At 70.0% G+C, this 17,824-nt stretch carries 15 protein-coding genes and 1 tRNA gene; 10 read left to right on the forward strand and 6 right to left on the reverse strand.

The window, feature by feature from the left end; genetic code table 11:
* Positions 1-21: 21 nt before the first annotated feature.
* Positions 22-441 carry a hypothetical protein gene (locus tag Q1A98_RS16975; RefSeq protein ID WP_299575671.1) on the forward strand — a complete coding sequence of 140 codons (420 nt, stop codon included), beginning with the start codon at positions 22-24 and terminating at the stop codon, positions 439-441.
* Here Q1A98_RS16975 and Q1A98_RS16980 read toward each other — a convergent pair whose 3' ends face one another.
* Complete coding sequence (locus Q1A98_RS16980; protein ID WP_366943474.1) at positions 442-1,119, reverse strand: MazG family protein; 678 nt, start codon at positions 1,117-1,119, stop codon at positions 442-444.
* A gap of 10 nt (positions 1,120-1,129) precedes the next feature.
* On the reverse strand, positions 1,130-4,786 hold the full coding sequence (mfd, locus tag Q1A98_RS16985; RefSeq protein WP_299575672.1) for a transcription-repair coupling factor: 3,657 nt from the start codon (positions 4,784-4,786) through the stop codon (positions 1,130-1,132).
* A 61-nt stretch (positions 4,787-4,847) separates the two neighbouring features.
* Here mfd and Q1A98_RS16990 point away from each other — a divergent pair, with 61 nt between their 5' ends.
* Genes Q1A98_RS16990 through Q1A98_RS17005 form a run of 4 tightly spaced genes read left to right on the forward strand, consistent with a single transcriptional unit; the run spans position 4,848 to position 7,753 of the window.
* On the forward strand, positions 4,848-5,477 hold the full coding sequence (locus tag Q1A98_RS16990; protein WP_299575673.1) for a pyridoxamine 5'-phosphate oxidase family protein: 630 nt from the start codon (positions 4,848-4,850) through the stop codon (positions 5,475-5,477).
* A 33-nt stretch (positions 5,478-5,510) separates the two neighbouring features.
* Positions 5,511-6,398, forward strand: a complete 888-nt coding sequence (locus tag Q1A98_RS16995; RefSeq protein WP_299575674.1) for an SDR family NAD(P)-dependent oxidoreductase — start codon at positions 5,511-5,513, stop codon at positions 6,396-6,398.
* On the forward strand, positions 6,395-6,910 hold the full coding sequence (locus Q1A98_RS17000) for a GNAT family N-acetyltransferase (RefSeq protein ID WP_299575675.1): 516 nt from the start codon (positions 6,395-6,397) through the stop codon (positions 6,908-6,910). Before Q1A98_RS16995 ends, Q1A98_RS17000 begins: the two co-directional genes overlap by 4 nt.
* A 57-nt stretch (positions 6,911-6,967) precedes the next feature.
* Positions 6,968-7,753 (forward strand): class III extradiol ring-cleavage dioxygenase, encoded by a 786-nt coding sequence (locus tag Q1A98_RS17005; RefSeq protein ID WP_299575676.1) that lies wholly within the window; start codon positions 6,968-6,970, stop codon positions 7,751-7,753.
* Between the two features lie 4 nt (positions 7,754-7,757).
* Here Q1A98_RS17005 and Q1A98_RS17010 read toward each other — a convergent pair whose 3' ends face one another.
* Positions 7,758-8,411, reverse strand: a complete 654-nt coding sequence (locus Q1A98_RS17010; RefSeq protein WP_299575677.1) for a TetR/AcrR family transcriptional regulator — start codon at positions 8,409-8,411, stop codon at positions 7,758-7,760.
* Between the two features lie 70 nt (positions 8,412-8,481).
* On the opposite strand from Q1A98_RS17010, the gene Q1A98_RS17015 reads away from it, so the two are divergent.
* Positions 8,482-8,895: a nuclear transport factor 2 family protein gene (locus tag Q1A98_RS17015; RefSeq protein WP_299575679.1), complete on the forward strand. Its 414-nt coding sequence runs from the start codon at positions 8,482-8,484 to the stop codon at positions 8,893-8,895.
* Positions 8,896-8,906: 11 nt separating this feature from the next.
* On the opposite strand, the gene Q1A98_RS17020 is transcribed toward Q1A98_RS17015, so the two are convergent.
* The 3 genes from Q1A98_RS17020 to fabG form a co-directional block, all read right to left on the reverse strand.
* Positions 8,907-8,978 (reverse strand) — tRNA-Gln (locus Q1A98_RS17020).
* A gap of 39 nt (positions 8,979-9,017) precedes the next feature.
* Complete coding sequence (locus tag Q1A98_RS17025) at positions 9,018-13,535, reverse strand: EAL domain-containing protein (RefSeq protein WP_299575680.1); 4,518 nt, start codon at positions 13,533-13,535, stop codon at positions 9,018-9,020.
* A 67-nt stretch (positions 13,536-13,602) separates the two neighbouring features.
* Entirely contained in the window at positions 13,603-14,358 is a 756-nt protein-coding gene (gene fabG, locus Q1A98_RS17030) for a 3-oxoacyl-ACP reductase FabG (protein ID WP_299575681.1), read from the reverse strand.
* 112 nt (positions 14,359-14,470) lie between these two features.
* Here fabG and glmU point away from each other — a divergent pair, with 112 nt between their 5' ends.
* The 4 genes from glmU (at position 14,471) to Q1A98_RS17050 (ending at position 17,819) form a co-directional block, all read left to right on the forward strand.
* Positions 14,471-15,985, forward strand: a complete 1,515-nt coding sequence (gene glmU, locus Q1A98_RS17035; RefSeq protein ID WP_299575682.1) for a bifunctional UDP-N-acetylglucosamine diphosphorylase/glucosamine-1-phosphate N-acetyltransferase GlmU — start codon at positions 14,471-14,473, stop codon at positions 15,983-15,985.
* On the forward strand, positions 15,982-16,959 hold the full coding sequence (locus Q1A98_RS17040) for a ribose-phosphate diphosphokinase (RefSeq protein ID WP_299575683.1): 978 nt from the start codon (positions 15,982-15,984) through the stop codon (positions 16,957-16,959). Before glmU ends, Q1A98_RS17040 begins: the two co-directional genes overlap by 4 nt.
* A 7-nt stretch (positions 16,960-16,966) precedes the next feature.
* On the forward strand, positions 16,967-17,308 hold the full coding sequence (arsC, locus tag Q1A98_RS17045) for an arsenate reductase (glutaredoxin) (RefSeq protein ID WP_299575684.1): 342 nt from the start codon (positions 16,967-16,969) through the stop codon (positions 17,306-17,308).
* 76 nt (positions 17,309-17,384) lie between these two features.
* Positions 17,385-17,819, forward strand: a complete 435-nt coding sequence (locus Q1A98_RS17050) for a group 1 truncated hemoglobin (RefSeq protein WP_299575685.1) — start codon at positions 17,385-17,387, stop codon at positions 17,817-17,819.
* Positions 17,820-17,824 lie beyond the last annotated feature (5 nt).

The raw sequence follows: 17,824 nt of genomic DNA on the forward strand, positions 1-17,824 counted from the left end.
ACGTGTCGGTAGCGTGGAGGTGTGGATCTCGGCCTCTGGCGCAGTCGGATCCCCGTGCGGCGGCCGTCGGACGGGGAGATCGTCGGGTGGACGGTCACCGACCGTGACGACGACCTCGTCGACGCGGTGAACCCCGTCGGGCAGCCCGTGGCCCACGGCCTCGAGTTCGAGCAGGCACACGACGTGCTGGTGGCGCGCGGTCTCGCGTCCCTGAGCGACCGCTGCTGGGCGCTCATGCCCACGCCCATCACCCGCGACACCGACCTCACACGGCCGCAGCCTGACTGGCGGTGGCGGCGGGTCGTGCTCACCCAGCTCGACGACACCCAGGTGTGGGTGCGTCCGGCCTACCCGTCCTGGGCGGAACGGTTCACCGAGATCCCGCTGTGGCTCCCGGCCGACGACATCCTCCGGCAGGACCCGCCGGCCACCGACGAGTGATCACCCCAGCGCGCGGCGCCAGGCGTCCCCGTCGGGTGTCGTGATGCCTGCCGCGCGCAGCGCCGACTCCGCGGTGCGTACCTGCTCGACGAACGCGATCACGCGGGAACGCTGACGGTCCTCGACGCTCGACTCGTCGTCGGTCGCCAGGTCCGCGGCGAGATGCACCGTCAGAAGTGCCTCGGGAACCATATCGCGAGGGAAACCGGCGGCGTCGAGCCGTTCGATCACCTTCTGCGTCAACGCGAGAGCGGGCTGCGCGGTCGGGACGCCGTCGAGGACGGAGTCGCGCCGCTTCTCGGTCGCCTTGTTCTGCTCCCACTGCGCGATCTGCGTGGCCAGATCGGTCTCCCCCGCCAGCACACCGGCCGACCGCGCCGAGATCTTCCCGGTGAACGCCCGGGCGACGTCGTCGATGTCGAACGGGTCGTCGTCGCGATCGGCGCCGATCCGCGCGTGGAACAGCACCTGCAGCAACAGGTCCGACAGCTCCTCGACGATGTCGTCACGGTTGCCCGAGTCGATCGCGTCGAGCAGTTCGTAGGTCTCCTCGAGCAGGTATCGCCGCAGCGAGTCGTGCGTCTGCGTGGCCTCCCACGGGCCGACCCGTCGGAGGTGGTCCATGAGTTCGACGGCCTCGAGCAGGGCCTCGCCCGAGCGCGGCCCCGGCTCGGTCACGACATCCCCGTCACGATGCTTCGGTGACGACGGGCCCGCGCATGTCCCGGGACCCGGGGTCGTTGCCGCTCACCACCGACAGCACGTCGGCCACGAACTGGATCAACTCGACGTCGCGGACGCGTGCACTGCCCAGGCCCGACGTACGCGGCACGGGCACCGTCAGCACCGAGGTGGTCGCGCGGTACGTGGACCCCTGGAACACGCGCTTGACCCGGATCTGCTGGCTGTCCATCAGGTCGACCGGCGCGATCTTCACCTGTGTGCCGGCCATACCGACCTCGGTGACGCCGCGTTCGCGGGCGAGGATCCGGAGCTTGGCCACCGACACCAGGCGTGAGACCTCCTCCGGCAGTGGGCCGTAGCGGTCGAGCATCTCGTCGACGACGGCGCGCACGTCGTCGTCGGTGGTCGCCGCCGCGAGCTTGCGGTAGGCCTCGAGTCGGAGCCGGTCGGAGTCGACGTAGTCGGCGGGGATGTGTGCGTCGACGGGCAGGTCGATGCGGACCTCCTTCGACTCCTCGGCCGCGATCGGTTGACCGTCGGCGGCCGCCCGGTAGGCCTCGACGGCCTCGCCGACAAGACGCACGTAGAGGTCGAAGCCGACGCCCGCGACGTGCCCGGACTGCTCCGCGCCGAGCACGTTGCCCGCGCCGCGCAGCTCCAGATCCTTCAGCGCCACAGCCATACCGGCGCCGAGCTCGTTGTTCTGCGCGATGGTCGACAGCCTGTCGTAGGCCGTCTCGGTGAGCGGCTTCTCCCCGCTGTAGAGCAGGTACGCGTACCCGCGCTCACGGCTGCGACCGACGCGACCACGCAGCTGGTGCAGCTGCGACAGACCCAGCGCCTCGGCGCGATCGACGATGAGCGTGTTCGCGTTCGAGATGTCCAGGCCGGTCTCGATGATGGTGGTGCACACCAGCACGTCGTACTCACGGTTCCAGAAGCCGGCGACCGTGCGTTCGAGCTGGTCCTCGTTCATCTGGCCGTGCGCCACCACGACCCGCGCCTCGGGGACCATGTCCTGCACCTGTTTCGCGGTGCGGTCGATCGAGCTCACGCGGTTGTGGACGTAGAAGACCTGCCCGTCGCGCAGCAGCTCGCGCCGGATGGCCGCGGCGACCTGCTTGGGTTGGTAGGCACCGACATACGTCAGCACCGGGTGGCGTTCCTCGGGCGGGGTGAGGATGGTCGACATCTCACGGATGCCGGCCATCGACATCTCCAGCGTGCGCGGGATCGGTGTCGCCGACATGGTGAGCACGTCGACGTGGGTCCGCAGGGACTTGATGTGCTCCTTGTGCTCGACGCCGAACCGCTGCTCCTCGTCGACGATGACCAGCCCGAGGTCCTTCCAGCGGACCGCGGTCTGCAGCAGCCGGTGGGTCCCGACGACGATGTCGACGGACCCCTCGGCCATCGCGTCGATGATCTCGCGCGAGTCCTTGGCGTCGGTGAACCGCGACAGGCCCCGGATGCGGACCGGGAAGCCGGACATGCGCTCGGTGAAGGTCTGCAGATGCTGTTGCGCCAGAATGGTCGTCGGGACGAGCACCGCCACCTGCTTGCCGTCCTGGACGGCCTTGAACGCGGCGCGCACGGCGATCTCGGTCTTGCCGTAGCCGACGTCGCCGACGATGACGCGGTCCATGGGGACCGCCTTCTCCATGTCGGATTTCACCTCGCCGATGACCGTCATCTGGTCGATGGTCTCGGTGAACCCGAACGCGTCCTCCATCTCGGCCTGCCACGGGGTGTCGGGCGCGAACGCGTGACCGGGCGCGGCGTGCCGTGCCGCGTACAGCGCGACCAGCTCACCGGCGATCTCACGAACGGCCTTGCGCGCCTTGCGCTTGGTGTTCTGCCAGTCCGAGCCACCCAGCTTCGACAACGACGGCTGCTCGCCACCGACGTAGCGGGAGAGCTGGTCGAGTGAGTCCATCGGCACGAACAGTCGGTCGCCGGGATGCCCCCGCTTCGACGCGGCGTACTCGAGCACCAGGTATTCGCGCCGGGCACCACCGATGGTCCGTTCGATCATCTCGACGAACTTGCCGATGCCGTGCTGGTCGTGCACGACGAGGTCGCCGGCGGACAGCGCCAGTGGGTCGACGGTGTTGCGACGCTTGGCGGGCATGCGCTTGCCGTCACCGGCGGCCGCGACGCGCGTCCCGGTGAGGTCGGCCTCCGACACCACGACGAGACCCGCTCCGGGACAGACGATGCCGTGCCGCAGCGGCCCACACATGACCGAGACGACACCCTCGTCGGGGACGGCGCCCTCGTCGACGATCGCCGCGGGCACCTCGGCCTCCCCGAGTCGCTCGCGGTACCGCTGCGCGGTTCCCTTGCCCTGCACCACGATCGCGGCACGACCGCCGGTGCTGACGTGGGCGCGCAGGGACGCGAACGTCGTCGCGACCTCGTCCTCGCTGCCTCGCGGCGACGGTCCGGGCGTCACGTCGACGACGAGCGTGTACTCGTCCTCCTCGGGCCCGGTCGCCAGCGGCGACACCGTCCACCAGGGACGCCGCGTGTCGATGACGGTCTCGCGCACCTCGTCGAGCGACCGGTAGGCACTGGCCTGCAGGTCCACCCCACCCAGGGCGGAGCCGTTGGCGCCCGAGTCCAGCGGCGCGTCGCCGCCGGTCGCCGCGGCGGTCCAGGACGCCTCGAGGAACTCCATGCCCGTCGCCGACAGGTCGGCGGCGCGCGTGCGCACCTTCTCGGGGTCGAGCACCACGATGTGGGTGCGCTGCGGCATCACCTCGGCGAGCAGCCGCATCCTGCCGTCGACCAGCGCAGGGATCAGCGCCTCCATCCCCTCCACGGGGATGCCCTCGGCCAGCTTCGCGAACATCTCGGCGGTCGCCCGGTCACCGGAGTTCGCCGCCCCCAACTCCTCCGCGCGTCGGCGCACCTCAGCGGTCAGCAGCAGCTCGCGGCAGGGGTGGACGTGCACCAGCGACGCGTCGACCTCGGGCTGGCTGCGCTGGTCGGCGACGGCGAACGCGCGTTGCTCGGTGATCTCGTCCCCCCAGAACTCGACACGGACCGGGTGGTCGGCGGTCGAGGGGAAGATGTCGAGGATCCCGCCGCGAACTGCGAACTCGCCGCGCTTGCCGACCATGTCGACGCGGGTGTAGGCGAGCTCCACGAGTCGGGCGAGCAGGTCGTCGAAGTCGAACTCGGCGCCCTCGCGCAGCACGATCGGCTCGACGGTCCCCGCGTCGGGCGCCATCGGCTGGATCAACGAGCGGACCGTGGTCACGACCACCTGCACGGGTGGGCCGTAGGAGTCGTCGTCGGGATGCGACAGCCGGTAGAGCACCTGCAGGCGCCGCCCCACGGTGTCGGCGCTGGGTGAGAGCCGCTCGTGCGGGAGGGTCTCCCAGGACGGGAAGTCGACGACGCCGTCGCCGAGCATCGCCTGCAGCTCGGCTGTCAGGTCCTCGGCCTCGCGGCCGTTCGCGGACACGACGAGGATCGGCGCGCCCGCTGCACCCGCCGCCGCGGCGGCGAGCAGGAAGGGACGCGCCGCGTCGGGCGCGACGATGTCGAGCTGAGGACGGCCGAGGCTGTCGCGGATCTGCGCGATGGCGGGATCTGCGCAGGCGACCTCGGTGAGGCCGGCGAGCGGGGACCCAACGGCCAGAGTGGATGGCACTCTGTCCATCCTAGAGAAAACACCTCGTCACCCCGACACCGGCGGTGCGACGATGAGCGCCATGACGACCGCGGACCCCACCGACCACACCGTCACCTCCCCGGCGCAGCTCGAGGCCATCGTCGGGGTGCCGAATCAGCGGGCCGCGACGAAGGTCCGCTCGCGGCTCACCGACATCCACCGCGAGTGGATCGCCGCCTCACCGTTCCTCGTGCTGTCGACCGTGGACTCCGACGGCCGCGTCGACGCCTCACCCAAGGGCGATCCCCCGGGATTCGTGCACGTCCTCGACGACACGACGATCGCCATCCCCGAACGACCCGGGAACCGTCGGGTCGACGGCCACCGCAACATCCTCGACACCCCGCGGGCCGGGACGCTGTTCCTCGTCCCCGGCCGCGGCGACACCCTCCGCGTCAACGGTCGGGCACGGATCGTCGCCGACGCGCCGTACTTCGACGCGATGCGGGTGCAGGATAAACGCCCGATCCTCGCCGTCGAGATCGCGGTCGAGGAGGTGTTCTTCCACTGCGCGAAGGCGTTCCTGCGATCGCATCTCTGGGACACGGAGACCTGGGAACCCGACACCCTCCCGAGCCCCGCGCAGATCGCGCACACGATCAGCGGCGACGACCTCGCCGAGCTGCAGGAGCACTACAGCGACGAGAACTACCGCCGCCTCCTGTACTGAGGCGGGGCGCGAGTCGGGGATATCGTTCGCGCCATGACCTCGACCTGGACGGCGGCGCATCTGCCCCGCCTCGACGGCCGCACGATCGTCGTCACCGGCGGCACCCGGGGGATCGGCCTCGCCACCGCCCGCGCCGCTGCGGCCGCCGGTGCGCACGTCGTCATCACGGGCCGGTCGGAGGAGGCCGCGGTCGACGTCGCGGCCGGCGTGTCCGCCGACACCGGCGCGCACGTCGTCGGCGCCGGCCTCGATCTCACCGACCGCGACTCGATCCTACGGTTCGCCGACAGCCTCGTCGACGTCGACGTCCTGCTGCACAACGCCGGGATCATCCCCGCCGCACCGGAACACACCTCCGACGGGTTCGAGTCGGGGATGGCGACGAACCTGCTCGGCCCGTTCCTGCTGACGAACTCCGTCCTGCCGCGCGTGCGTGACCGTGTCGTCGTCGTCACGTCGATCGTCCACCGGCTCGGCGTCGTCGACCCGTCCGACCTGCACTTCGCGAAGCGCCGCTGGTCACAGAAGCGCGCCTACGCCGACTCGAAACTGGCGAACGCCCAGTGGGCGCTCGAACTCGACCGACGGCTGCGGCAGGCGGGGTCACGGACGGCGGCCGTCCTGTGCCATCCCGGCGTCGCGGCGACCGAGATCACCAGCCTCACACCCCTGCAGCGGGTGAACGACGGCGTCATCTGGGCGGCCGCGCGGATCGCCAACACCGCGGAGCGCGCCGCCGACTGCGAGCTCTACGCCGCGGTGATGCCCGTCCCACCCGGCGCGTTCGTCGGGCCTCGTGGTCGCGGCATCCGTGGCGCGCCGACGCTCGTCGGGCGATCCCCGGCGGCGTCCGACCTGCGTGCCGCCGGGTTGTTGTGGGAGGCCGCGGCCGCGCAGACAGGATCGGAGTTCCCGCTGTGAGTACGACCATCCGCCCCGCCGTCGAGTCCGATCTGGGCCAGGTGGCAGAGATCTACGCCCACTACGTGGCGCACACCGTCATCACGTTCGACTACACCGCCCCCGACGTCGACGAGTGGCGCTCGCGACTGGCGACGATCACCGGGCGGGGTCGCCCGTTCCTCGTCGCCACCGACACCGAGGACCGCGACGTGGTGCTCGGCTACGCCTACCTCGGTGACTTCCGCACGAAGACCGCCTACGACTGGACCACGGAGGACAGCATCTATCTCCGGCCGGACGCGACCGGGCGCGGGCTGGGATCGGCGATGCTGCAGGCCCTGCTCGCCGATCTCGACACCGAGTCGGTCCGACGGGTGGTCGCGGTGATCTCGGTGATCGAATCCGACGCGTCGATCCGCCTGCACGAGCGGTTCGGGTTCGAGCGGACCGGCACCCTGCGGCGGATCGGGTGGAAGTTCGACCGCTGGATCGACTGCGCCGTGCTGCAGTACGAGGTCCCGGGCACCTGACGTGTCCCCGCCCGCCAGGATGGGAACATTTGCGGACCACGGTCCGTTTGGAGGGTCATGACCACAGCGACCCGACTGCCCGCGCTGTTCATCAGTCACGGCGCCCCGCCGTTGCTCGACGACGCGCGCTGGGTCGGCGAACTACGCGATCTCGCGGCGTCGCTGCCGCGACCGACGGCGATCCTCGTCCTCTCCGCGCACTGGGAGTCCGCACCGCTCACCATCGGGTCGACCGACGGCGCGACCCCGCTCACCTACGACTTCTGGGGTTTCGAGGACCGCTTCTACCGTCTGCGCTACGACTCCCCCGGCGCCCCCGATCTCGCGCGCCGGGTGGCGGCGATGATGCCCGACCCCGTCGCCGTCCGGCACGACCCCGACCGGCGCCTGGACCACGGCGCGTTCGTGCCGCTGTCGGTGATGTACCCCGACGCCGACATCCCCGTGCTGCAGGTGTCGCTGCCGACCCTGGAACCGGAGTCGCTGATCGATCTCGGTCGGCGCCTGCACGATCTGCGCGACGAGGGTGTTCTCGTCCTCGGCTCGGGGTTCACCACCCACGGCCTGCCGTACCTCACCGACCGGACGCCGGAGGCGACGCCTCCGGGATGGTCACAGGAGTTCGACGCGTGGACGGCGGAGAGGCTGGCCGACGCCGACGTCGACGCTCTCGTCGACTTCCGCACGCGCGCACCGGGAATGCCCTACGCGCACCCGACGATCGAGCACTTCGCGCCACTGTTCGTCGCCCTCGGGGCGTCCGACGATCCGGGGCAGATCCCCGACCAGGTGATCGACGGGTTCTGGATGGGCCTGTCGAAGCGGAGCATCACCCTGCGCTGACGCGTCAGGCCTCGCCGATGCGCGGGTCGATCTCCAGGTGGGTCAGGCCGTTCCAGCACAGGTTCACCAGGTGCGCCGCGACGACCTCCTTCGACGGCTCCCGCACGTCGAGCCACCACTGCGCCGTCACCGACACCATCCCCACCAGCGCCTGGGCGTAGAGCGGGGCGAGCGACGCGTCGAACCCGCGTCGTTCGAAGTCGCCGGCGAGGATGTGCTCGACCTGGCTGATGGCGTCGTTGAGGAGGCTGGAGTACTTGGGGTCACCGCCCGTGGCGGGTGACCCGTGCACCAGGATCCGGAACCCGTCGGTCCGCTCCTCCATGTAGGTCAGCAGCGCCAGCGCGACCGCCTCCAGTCGTGAGCGGGAGCGGTTGTTGGTGAGCGACGACGTGACACGCTCGAGAAGTGTCTCCATCTCGCGGTCGATGATGACCGCGTAGAGGGCCTCCTTGCCGCCGAAGTGTTCGTAGACGACCGGCTTCGACACCGACGCCCGCTGCGCGATCTCCTCGACCGAGGTGCCCTCGTACCCCCGCTCGGCGAACAGGCCGCGGGCGACCTCGATCAGTTGCAGTCGGCGCTGGGCACCGGTCATCCGGGCTCGCGGTGCCGCGCGGACCTCGCGTTCGGCATCGGCGGGTCGGTCGACGGCCATCGGTCCCTCCAGGTCAGGGCTCCATGAGAACGTGTTCACCCAGCTCGGTCTCGGCCATTACGGTGACTTCATGCTCAGTGTGCAGGAGATCTCCGACCGACTCGAACTGCAGCAGTTGCTCACCGACTACGCGACCGCGGTCGACCGTCGCCGCTTCGACGACCTCCACGAGATCTTCACCCCGGACGCCCACGTCGACTACTCCGCCGTCGGAGGGGCCGTCGGGACGCCGGGCGAGATCGTCCCGTGGCTGCGGGAGAACCTGGCGCTGTTCTCGGCGTACTACCACCTGAACGCGAACATCGACCTCCGGGTCGACGGCGACGAGGCCACCGGCACCGTCATGTGTTTCAACCCGATGGTGTTCGCCGGGGAGGAGAACACCGTGCTCACCGTCGGCGTCTGGTACCACGACACCTACCGCCGCATCGACGGTCGCTGGCGTATCGCGAGCCGGGTCGAGGAGAAGTGCTTCATGCACTGATCGGACCAGGGCTCCCCCACCAGGACTCGAACCTGGAATGCCTGAACCAAAATCAGAAGTGTTGCCGATTACACCATGGGGGACCGGCGGGCAGAGCCCGCCGCACGAGATTCTGCCACGGGTCATTCGCGAGCCCGGATCCAGTCGATCAGCTCGTCGATCGGCATCGGATGCGCGACGTGATAGCCCTGGATGAGATCGGCGTCGAGCTCGGCGGCGAGTTCCGCCATGCCCGCGTCCTCCACCCCTTCGAGCACCACCCGGGCGTCGAGTGCCTTGGCCACCTCGATCGCGGCGCGCAGGATCTTGTGCCCGCGCGCGTCCTCGACCGCTCGACGCACCAACGACCGGTCGATCTTCATCACGCCCGGCTCGAGTCGGTCGAGCAACTCCAGATTGGAGTAGCCGGTGCCGAAATCGTCGATGCTCACCGTGGCGCCGAGGCGGCGGAGGACACCGAGTGTGTCCATGGCCCGGCTCCCGGGGTCGAGGAGGGCGGACTCGACCACCTCGACGACGACTCGGCCGAGCCCGCCGGCGGGTGCCCACACCATCAGCCGGTCGACGATCTCGCGCTCGTCGAGTTCGACCGCGGACAGGTTGACGGCCACGCTCGGCCGCTTCACCCCGAGCGCGTCCTGCAGTTCGGTGATCCCCCGGTCGACCAGTGTGAGCACCGTGTGTCCCAGGGCTCGCATCTGCCCCGTCTCCACCGTGTACCCGATGAACTCGCCCGCCGGCATCAACCGCCCGTCGTCGCGTCGCCATCGCACCAGGGCCTCCACCATGGCGATCGATCCGTCACGGACGTGGACGACGGGCTGGTAGTGCATGACGAACTGGTCGGCGTCGAGGGCGGCGGCCAACTGCTGCCGCATCGCCGCGCGCTCGTCGGCGGCGGCGTTCATCTCGGAGGTGAAGTACGCGTGACGATCACGTCCGCGCTGCTTGGCGGCGTACATCGCGGTGTCCGCGTTGTGCAGCAGCTCGTCGGCGCTCGACCCGTCCTGGGGGTGCACCGCGATCCCCACCGAGGCGGACACGTACACGAGCGAGTGCTGCATGTGTATCGGTTCGCGGATGGCCGACAGGACGCGGCGGGCGAGGGCGTCGAGCCCGTCGAGATCGTCGATGCGGGGCACCAGCATCGCGAACTCGTCGCCGCCGAGCCGACCCACGACGTCGTCGGGACGCGCCGACCGATGCAGGCGCTCGGCGACCGTCGCGAGAACGAGGTCGCCGGTGCGGTGACCGAAGCGGTCGTTGACGAGCTTGAAACCGTCGAGGTCGATCCACAGCAGCGCGACACCGTGCGTCGACCCCGCCATCATCTCGTCGGCGCGCGTGCGCAGGTGCTCGCGGGTCAGCAGACCGGTCTGCGGATCGAACTGCTGGTGCCGGGCGAGGCGCGCGACCCTCTCCCACAGCGCGGTCACGTCGCGCAGCAGCACGACCGTCCGCGGTGTCGTCATTCCCGGCTCGAGGTCGGCCACCGGATGCGTGTCGACGGCGACCCACTTCGTCTCGCCGTCGACGACGATGACCTCCGCGGCCTGCTCGACGAACTCCTGGCCGCCCGAACCGTCCCGCTGGACGACCGATTCCAGCAGCATCGAGAAGGGACTGCCCAACAAGGACGCCACGGTGTGGCCGAAGATCTCCCCCACGGTCTCGTTCGCGCTCAGCACGCGATCGTCCGCGTCGAGGACGGCGACGCCGAGGCCGGGTGACGCCGAGATCGCCTCCAGCACAGCGGAACTGTATGCGGACCGACGTGCGATCTCCCAGGTCTCGGTGGTGTCCCGCGAGCTCCCGTTGATGTGCTCGGGCCCGCCGTCGTCGGACGAGACCCGTTGTGCCGACTCGCTGATCCTGCGCACACTGCCGTCCGGCCGCACGACGCGGTAGTCGAGTTGCCATCGTGACTGCGCCGACGCCCACATCATGCGGACCTGTTCGCGGTCGTCGGGATGGACGGTCGCCAGCAACAGGCCGGGCTCGGCGAGGACCGACTGGCGACTGACCCCGAACATCTCCTCGACCTGCGGGGTGACGACGGTCAGCGTCCCGTCCAGACGGCGCTGCCAGACCATCTCGCGGACCGAGGCGACGACGTCGTTGAGGTTGCGCATCGCCGCCGCGGCGATCCGTCGCTCCGTGGCGAGGTCGGCGATGTCGGTGACGGTGAGGATCGCGCCCTGCACCTCGTCGTCGGAGCCGATGTAGGGCTGGATCTGCAGCATCAGGTCACGGCGGTCGTCGGACAGCTCACGCAGACGCGTCCCGCGGCCCGTCCACGACGCCTCCAGGTCCTCCTCGAGTCCGGGCACCGGGATGGTCGTCGGGATCGCCGGCAGGGGACGACCGATGTCCTCGGCGATCAGGGAGAACAGGCGGACGGCGAGCGACGTGTACCTCGTGACCCGCATCTCCCGGTCCACGATCACCAGGCCGCTGCTGAGCGACGACTGGATGTTCTGCAGATCGACGTTGAGGCGCTGGACCTCGTCGCTGCGCAAGACCACCTCGGCGTTGAGGGTGGACAGCTCCTCGTTCGTCGCCTCGAGCTCCTCGTTGGAGGCCTGCGCCTCCTCGGTGGTCGCCTGCAGTTCCTCCGCCGACGCCTGCAACTCCTCGTTCAGCGCCTGTAGGTCCTCGTTCGACGCGGTGAGGTCGGCGATCGTCGCCTGCAGCGCGTCCTGCGTCGCGCGGAGTTCGTCGGTCAGCGCCGACCGCACCGCCGAGTCGCCCGCGTCCACCGCGTGTTCCACGGGTTCCGGGTCGCCCTCGGCGGCGAGCGCGGTGAACGAGATGACCGTCCCGACGCCCTCTCCCACGAGCCGCGTGGCCGTGATCTCCACCGGATCCGCGCCGGGGCGGTACATCGTCCGCGAGAGGGATCCCGGGGTGCTGAACCGCAGCTGGCTCAACATCGTCCGCACGACGACGCGGTAGCGCTCCCTGATCAGGTCACTGACGTGGCCGGTGTGTTGTCCCGTGCCCACGGCACACCAGGGCGACACGTCACCGATGACCTCCACCACCGACTCGGCGCCGTCGAGGACCAGTGACGGCGGGACCAGGGTCGCCAGCAGACGACGGAACAGCGTCGTGGGCGGCTGCGCCCCGCGCACCGCGGTGACGATCGACGGAGGGGCCGCCGGCGGCAGGTACGAACCGGCGGGCAGCGTCACCGGGCGCGGCATCGCCGCACGTCGGTAGACCCGGCTGGTCGCGTCGACCGTGGTGAAGAGTCGGTTCACGAAGGGTATGCGCTCCGACTGCCCCAGGACGAGGAGACCCTGCGGGACCAGAGCGAACTGACACAGAGAGAGGACCCGCTCCTGCAGATGGCTCTGGAAGTAGATCATCGTGTTGCGCAACGAGATCATCGACAGCCGGGGGAACGGTGGATCGTGCACGATGTCGTGCCAGGCGATCACCAGACACTCGCGCAGCACGGGGACGATCTCCCACTCCGCACCGCGGGCCTGCATCCACGTCGTGCGGAGGCGCTCGGGCACGGAGGCCACGGCAGCGCCGGGGAAGCGACCACGCCGCGCGACGGCGAGCGCACTCTCGTTGAGATCGGTCCCGAACACCTTCAACGACGTCCGCACGTCGCGACCTCGTCCGGAGAGCGCGTCGGCCGCGATCATGGCGACGGTGTAGGCCTCCTCGCCGGTGGCACAACCCGGCACCCAGATGCGGAGTTGCTCGTCCCGGGGGAGGTCGTCGACGAGTGCCGCGAGATGTTCCGCCACCGCCTGCCACACGGGCGGATCGCGGAAGAACGACGTCACCCCGACCAGGATGTTGGCCATGAGCGCGCGTGCCTCGCCCGGATCGTCGGCGACGCTCGCGAGGTATCCCTCGCGTCCGAGCCCGGAGATCCGTTGCCGACGCAGGACCTGCCGCTCGAGTGTCGACCGCTTGTACCCGGAGAAGTCCACACCGGTCCGCTCGCGGAGTGCCTCGACGACGTCGTGCACCAACGCCTCGTCGCCGGCGTCGTCGGCCTGCGGCGGGGTCGGAGCTCCGTCCTGCCGATCGAGCACGTCGAGGACGCCCTCGACCATGGCCGACACCGGGAGCACGAGATCGACTGCGCCCGTGGAGATCCCGGAATCGGGCATGTCCGGGAAGTCCGCCGTCGCGGGATCTTGGGCGACCACCAGCCCGCCGGCACGCTGCACCGCCTCGAGCCCCGCCGTCCCGTCGTCACCGGTGCCCGACAGCAACACCGCGATCGCACCGGCCCCGTACGCCTCTGCCACCGACGAGAACAACACGTCGATGCTGGGCGACATGCGGTGCTCCCCGACGCTGGGCGTGACGCGCAGTCGGTCGTTCTCCACCGACAAATCGGCACCCGGCGTCGGGGTGTAGACGACGTCCGCCTCGAGCACGGCACCGTCGGATCCGGCCGCGACATGCAGATCGGTGACGTTGGCGATGATCTCGGCGAGGACGCTGTCGGTCGCGGGTGAGATGTGCTGCGCGACCACGTAACACAGCCCATCGCCGATCGTCGCACCGGCGAGCATGCCGGTCAGTGCCGCGATACCCCCGGCCGAACTGCCGACAGCGATCACCGACGGCAGTCGTACGTTGTCCCCGCCGCGCCCCTCGGCAGACATGGGTACCGCCGTTCCCTTGGTTGCCCGAAGGGTAGACCGTCTGACGGACGTCCGACAGCCCTACGTCTCAGTCCTTCGGGCCGCCCGCGACGTAGACGACCTGGCCGGAGACGAATCCGGCGCCCTCACTGATGAAGAACGACGCCGTGTGGGCGATGTCCTCGGGCTGGCCCACACGCTGCACTGGGATCTCCTTGGCGTTGAACGCCTTGAAATCCTCGAACGGCATGCCGAGGCGTTCGGCGGTCTTCGCCGTCATCTCGGTCTCGATGAACCCGGGGGCGATGGCGTTGGCGGTCACACCGAACTTGCCCAGCTCGAACGCCAGCGTCTTGGTGAAGCCCTGCATACCGGCCTTGGCCGCCGAGTAGTTCACCTGGCCGCGGTTGCCGAGCGCCGAGGTGCTCGACAGGTTGACGACGCGACCCCACTTGGCCTCGACCATGTGCTTCTGCACCGCGCGGGTCATGAGGAACGCTCCGCGCAGGTGGACGCCGAGGACGGAGTCCCAGTCCTCGACGGTCATCTTGAACAGCAGGTTGTCGCGGGTGATGCCGGCGTTGTTCACGAGCACCGTGGGCCCGCCGAGTTCGGAGGCGACCTTCTCGACCGCGGCGTCCACCGAGGCCTCGTCGGCGACGTCCGCCCCCACGGCGATCGCCGACCCACCCGCGGAGGTGATCGCCTCGACCGTGTCCGCGCACGCGGCGGCGTCGAGATCGAGCACGCCGACGGCCAGCCCGTCCGACGCCAGGCGCTTCGCCACGGCCGCCCCGATACCTCGTGCCGCACCCGTCACAATTGCCGTTCTGCGCTCGCTCACCGGTACCTTCTCTCCTCGACTGATCTGGTGGCCGCCCTGGCCTCACCTAGTTCTATCAGTGCGTAACATCGCCCCCGCGCGCCCGGCGTGAGGGGCGCACGACAGGAGTTCCATGTCAGTGACGACACCCGGGGAACGCAGCGACGACGCCGTGTCGGACGGCTCAGCGGTCGCGGTCCTCGTCCTCGCCGCCGGCGCGGGGACGCGCATGCGGTCGTCCATCCCGAAGGTCCTCCACCGCATCGGTGGCCGGACCCTTCTCTCGCACGCGCTGCACGCCGCCGCAGGGGTCGACCCCGACCACCTCGTCGCCGTCGTCGGCCACGACCGTGAACGTGTCGCCGCCGCCTGCGACGAACTGTCGGACGACCTCGGTCGGCCGGTGATCACCGCCGTCCAGCAGGTCCCGAACGGCACCGGCGGCGCCGTCGCTGCCGGGATGACCGCTCTCCCTGATGATTTCGACGGCGTCGTCCTCGTCACCGCCGGCGACGTCCCGCTGCTGACCGCCGCGGCACTCGCCGACCTGCGCGACGAGCACCGCGCGGCCGGCGCCCACGTCACGCTGATGACGTCGACGGCGACCGATCCCACGGGGTACGGCCGCGTGCTGCGCACCCAGGACGGGCAGGTCACGCAGATCGTCGAGGAGTCCGACGCCACGCCGCAGCAGAAGCGGATCACCGAGGTGAACTCGGGCGTGTACGCCTTCGACGCCCGCATCCTCGCGCAGGCACTCGGCGAGCTGGGCACCCACAACGCACAGGGCGAGCTGTACCTGACCGACGTCGTCGCCCTCGCCCGCAACAAGGGCCGCACGGTGCGCGCCGCCCACATCGAGGACGCCGCGCTGGTCGCCGGCTGCAACGATCGTCTGCAGCTGTCCGAACTCGGCGCCGAGCTGAACCGACGGATCCTGCACGACCTCATGCGGTCCGGTGTCACCGTCGTCGACCCCGCCACCACCTGGGTCGACATCGACGTCCGCGTCGACGTCGACGCCACCCTGCTGCCGGGTACGCAGCTGCACGGACGCACCGTCGTCGGCGAACACGCCGTCGTCGGACCCGACACGACGCTGACCGACGTGACCGTCGGCGAGGGCGCCGAGGTGATCCGCACGCACGGCAGCGAGGCCGTCATCGGCGACAACGCTCAGGTCGGGCCGTTCGCCTACCTCCGCCCGGGGACCTCCCTCGGCACGGACGGGAAGATCGGCACCTTCGTCGAGGTCAAGAACTCCACGATCGGCGCCGGGACGAAGGTGCCCCATCTCACCTACGTGGGCGACGCGACGATCGGTGAGCAGTCGAACATCGGCGCGTCCAGCGTCTTCGTCAACTACGACGGCGTCGAGAAGAACCGCACCGTCATCGGGTCGCACTGCCGCACCGGCAGCGACACGATGTTCATCGCCCCGCTGACCGTGGGTGATGGTGCGTACACCGGTGCCGGTACGGTGCTCAGGCGAGATGTGCCACCGGGCGCGCTCGCCCTGTCGTCGGGGGACCAACGGATCATCGAGGGCTGGGTCGAGGACCGACGCCCCGGCACCGCTGCCGCCGACGCGGCGCGACGCGCCCGGGAGGCCGGCGCACAGGACGAACAGAAGGCGGACGAGCAGTGAGCTGGACAACCGACAACCAGAAGAACCTGATGCTGTTCTCCGGCCGCGCCCATCCGGAGCTCGCGGAGGCCGTCGCCAAGGAACTCGGCATCCAGGTGACGCCGCAGACCGCCCGCGACTTCGCCAACGGTGAGATCTTCGTCCGCTTCGAGGACTCCGTCCGCGGCTCGGACGCATTCGTCCTGCAGAGCTGCCCGGCGCCGCTGAACAAGTGGCTCATGGAGCAGCTCATCATGATCGACGCACTCAAGCGCGGATCGGCCAAGCGGATCACCGCGATCCTGCCGTTCTACCCCTACGCCCGTCAGGACAAGAAGCACCGTGGGCGCGAACCGATCTCGGCCCGCCTCGTCGCCGACCTGCTGAAGACCGCGGGCGCCGACCGCATCATCACCGTCGACCTGCACACCGACCAGATCCAGGGCTTCTTCGACGGTCCCGTGGACCACATGCACGCGCAGGGCCAGCTCGCCGAGTACGTCAGGGAGCACTACGGCACCGACAACGTCACCGTCGTCTCCCCCGACTCCGGTCGCGTCCGCGTCGCCGAGAAGTGGGCCGACGCCCTCAACGGCGCGCCGCTCGCCTTCATCCACAAGACGCGAGATCCGTTGGTGCCCAACCAGGTCAAGTCGAACCGGGTGGTCGGTGAGGTCGAGGGCCGCATCTGCGTGCTCATCGACGACATGATCGACACCGGCGGCACGATCGCCGGGGCGGTGCGCGTCCTCAAGGAGGCAGGCGCGGGCGACGTCATCATCGCGACCACCCACGGAGTCTTCTCGGATCCGGCCGCCGAGCGCCTCGCCACCTGCGGGGCCAAGGAGGTCATCGCGACCGACACGCTCCCGATCACCCCGGACAAGCAGTTCGCGAACCTCACCGTTCTCTCGATCGCGCCGCTGCTCGCCCAGACCATCCACCAGGTGTTCGAGAACGGCTCGGTGACAAGCCTGTTCGACGGCGTCGCCTGAGGTCGTCGTGGACGCGCGGATCTTCCACAACCCCCAGTGCTCGACGTCCCGCACGACCCTGCAGCGCCTGCGTGACGCCGGGGTCGAGCCCGAGGTGGTGCAGTACCTGAAGACGCCACCGTCCCGCGACGAGCTGGCGCAGATGATCTCGGCTGCCGGTCTCACCCCGTCGCAGGCGGTCCGGCGCCGGGAGAAGCTGTTCGCCGAACTGTCGTTGGCCGATGCCGACGACGCGGCGCTCCTCGACGCCATGGCGGAGAACCCCCGGCTCATCGAGCGCCCGTTCGTCGTCACCCCGAAGGGGACCCGCCTCGCCCGACCCGTCGAGACCGTCGACGAGATCCTCTGAACGCCTGCGCGTGATGCCTCGCGCGTGCGCTACTTGAGGGGTGACGCACGTCACGGTCGTCGACGCGGGAGGCCCCATGACCCAGACAGCTCCGGAACCCGATCTGCACGAGGCGGCGCAGGCCGCACCCGACGACGCGTCGCTGTTCGAGCGGCTCGGCGGCGTCTACGGGATCGCCGGCGCCGTCGACATCCTCGTCGACCGCCTCTTCGACAACGTCGCGGTGAACGCGAACCCCGCCGTGCACGGGCACCACGGCGATCGGGCGAACGCCGCGGGTTACAAGTTCCTCGTCACCGGCTGGTCGATCGAGGCCGCGGGCGGTCCGCCCTGCTACCCGGGTCGGGACATGGTGGCCGCGCACGACCACCTGGCCATCGACCGCGCCGGCTTCGACGCCGTCTACACCGAGATCGACGCGACGCTGAACTTCCTCGGCGTACCCGACCGTGAGCGGTCGGAGTTCATGGCCATCATCGAGAGGTACCGGCCCGAGGTCGTCACCGCCTGAGGCGT

The organism is uncultured Williamsia sp. (assembly GCF_947494875.1).
Classification (GTDB): Bacteria; Actinomycetota; Actinomycetes; order Mycobacteriales; family Mycobacteriaceae; genus Williamsia_A.

Coding starts and splice junctions, on each gene's coding strand:
- Q1A98_RS16990 (WP_299575673.1), top strand. CDS start 4,848: ATGACGACCGCGGACCCCACCGACCACACCGTCACCTCCCCGGCGCAG.
- Q1A98_RS16995 (WP_299575674.1), top strand. CDS start 5,511: ATGACCTCGACCTGGACGGCGGCGCATCTGCCCCGCCTCGACGGCCGC.
- Q1A98_RS17005 (WP_299575676.1), top strand. CDS start 6,968: ATGACCACAGCGACCCGACTGCCCGCGCTGTTCATCAGTCACGGCGCC.
- Q1A98_RS17010 (WP_299575677.1), bottom strand. CDS start 8,411: ATGGCCGTCGACCGACCCGCCGATGCCGAACGCGAGGTCCGCGCGGCA.
- Q1A98_RS17015 (WP_299575679.1), top strand. CDS start 8,482: ATGCTCAGTGTGCAGGAGATCTCCGACCGACTCGAACTGCAGCAGTTG.
- Q1A98_RS17025 (WP_299575680.1), bottom strand. CDS start 13,535: ATGTCTGCCGAGGGGCGCGGCGGGGACAACGTACGACTGCCGTCGGTG.
- glmU (WP_299575682.1), top strand. CDS start 14,471: ATGTCAGTGACGACACCCGGGGAACGCAGCGACGACGCCGTGTCGGAC.
- Q1A98_RS17050 (WP_299575685.1), top strand. CDS start 17,385: ATGACCCAGACAGCTCCGGAACCCGATCTGCACGAGGCGGCGCAGGCC.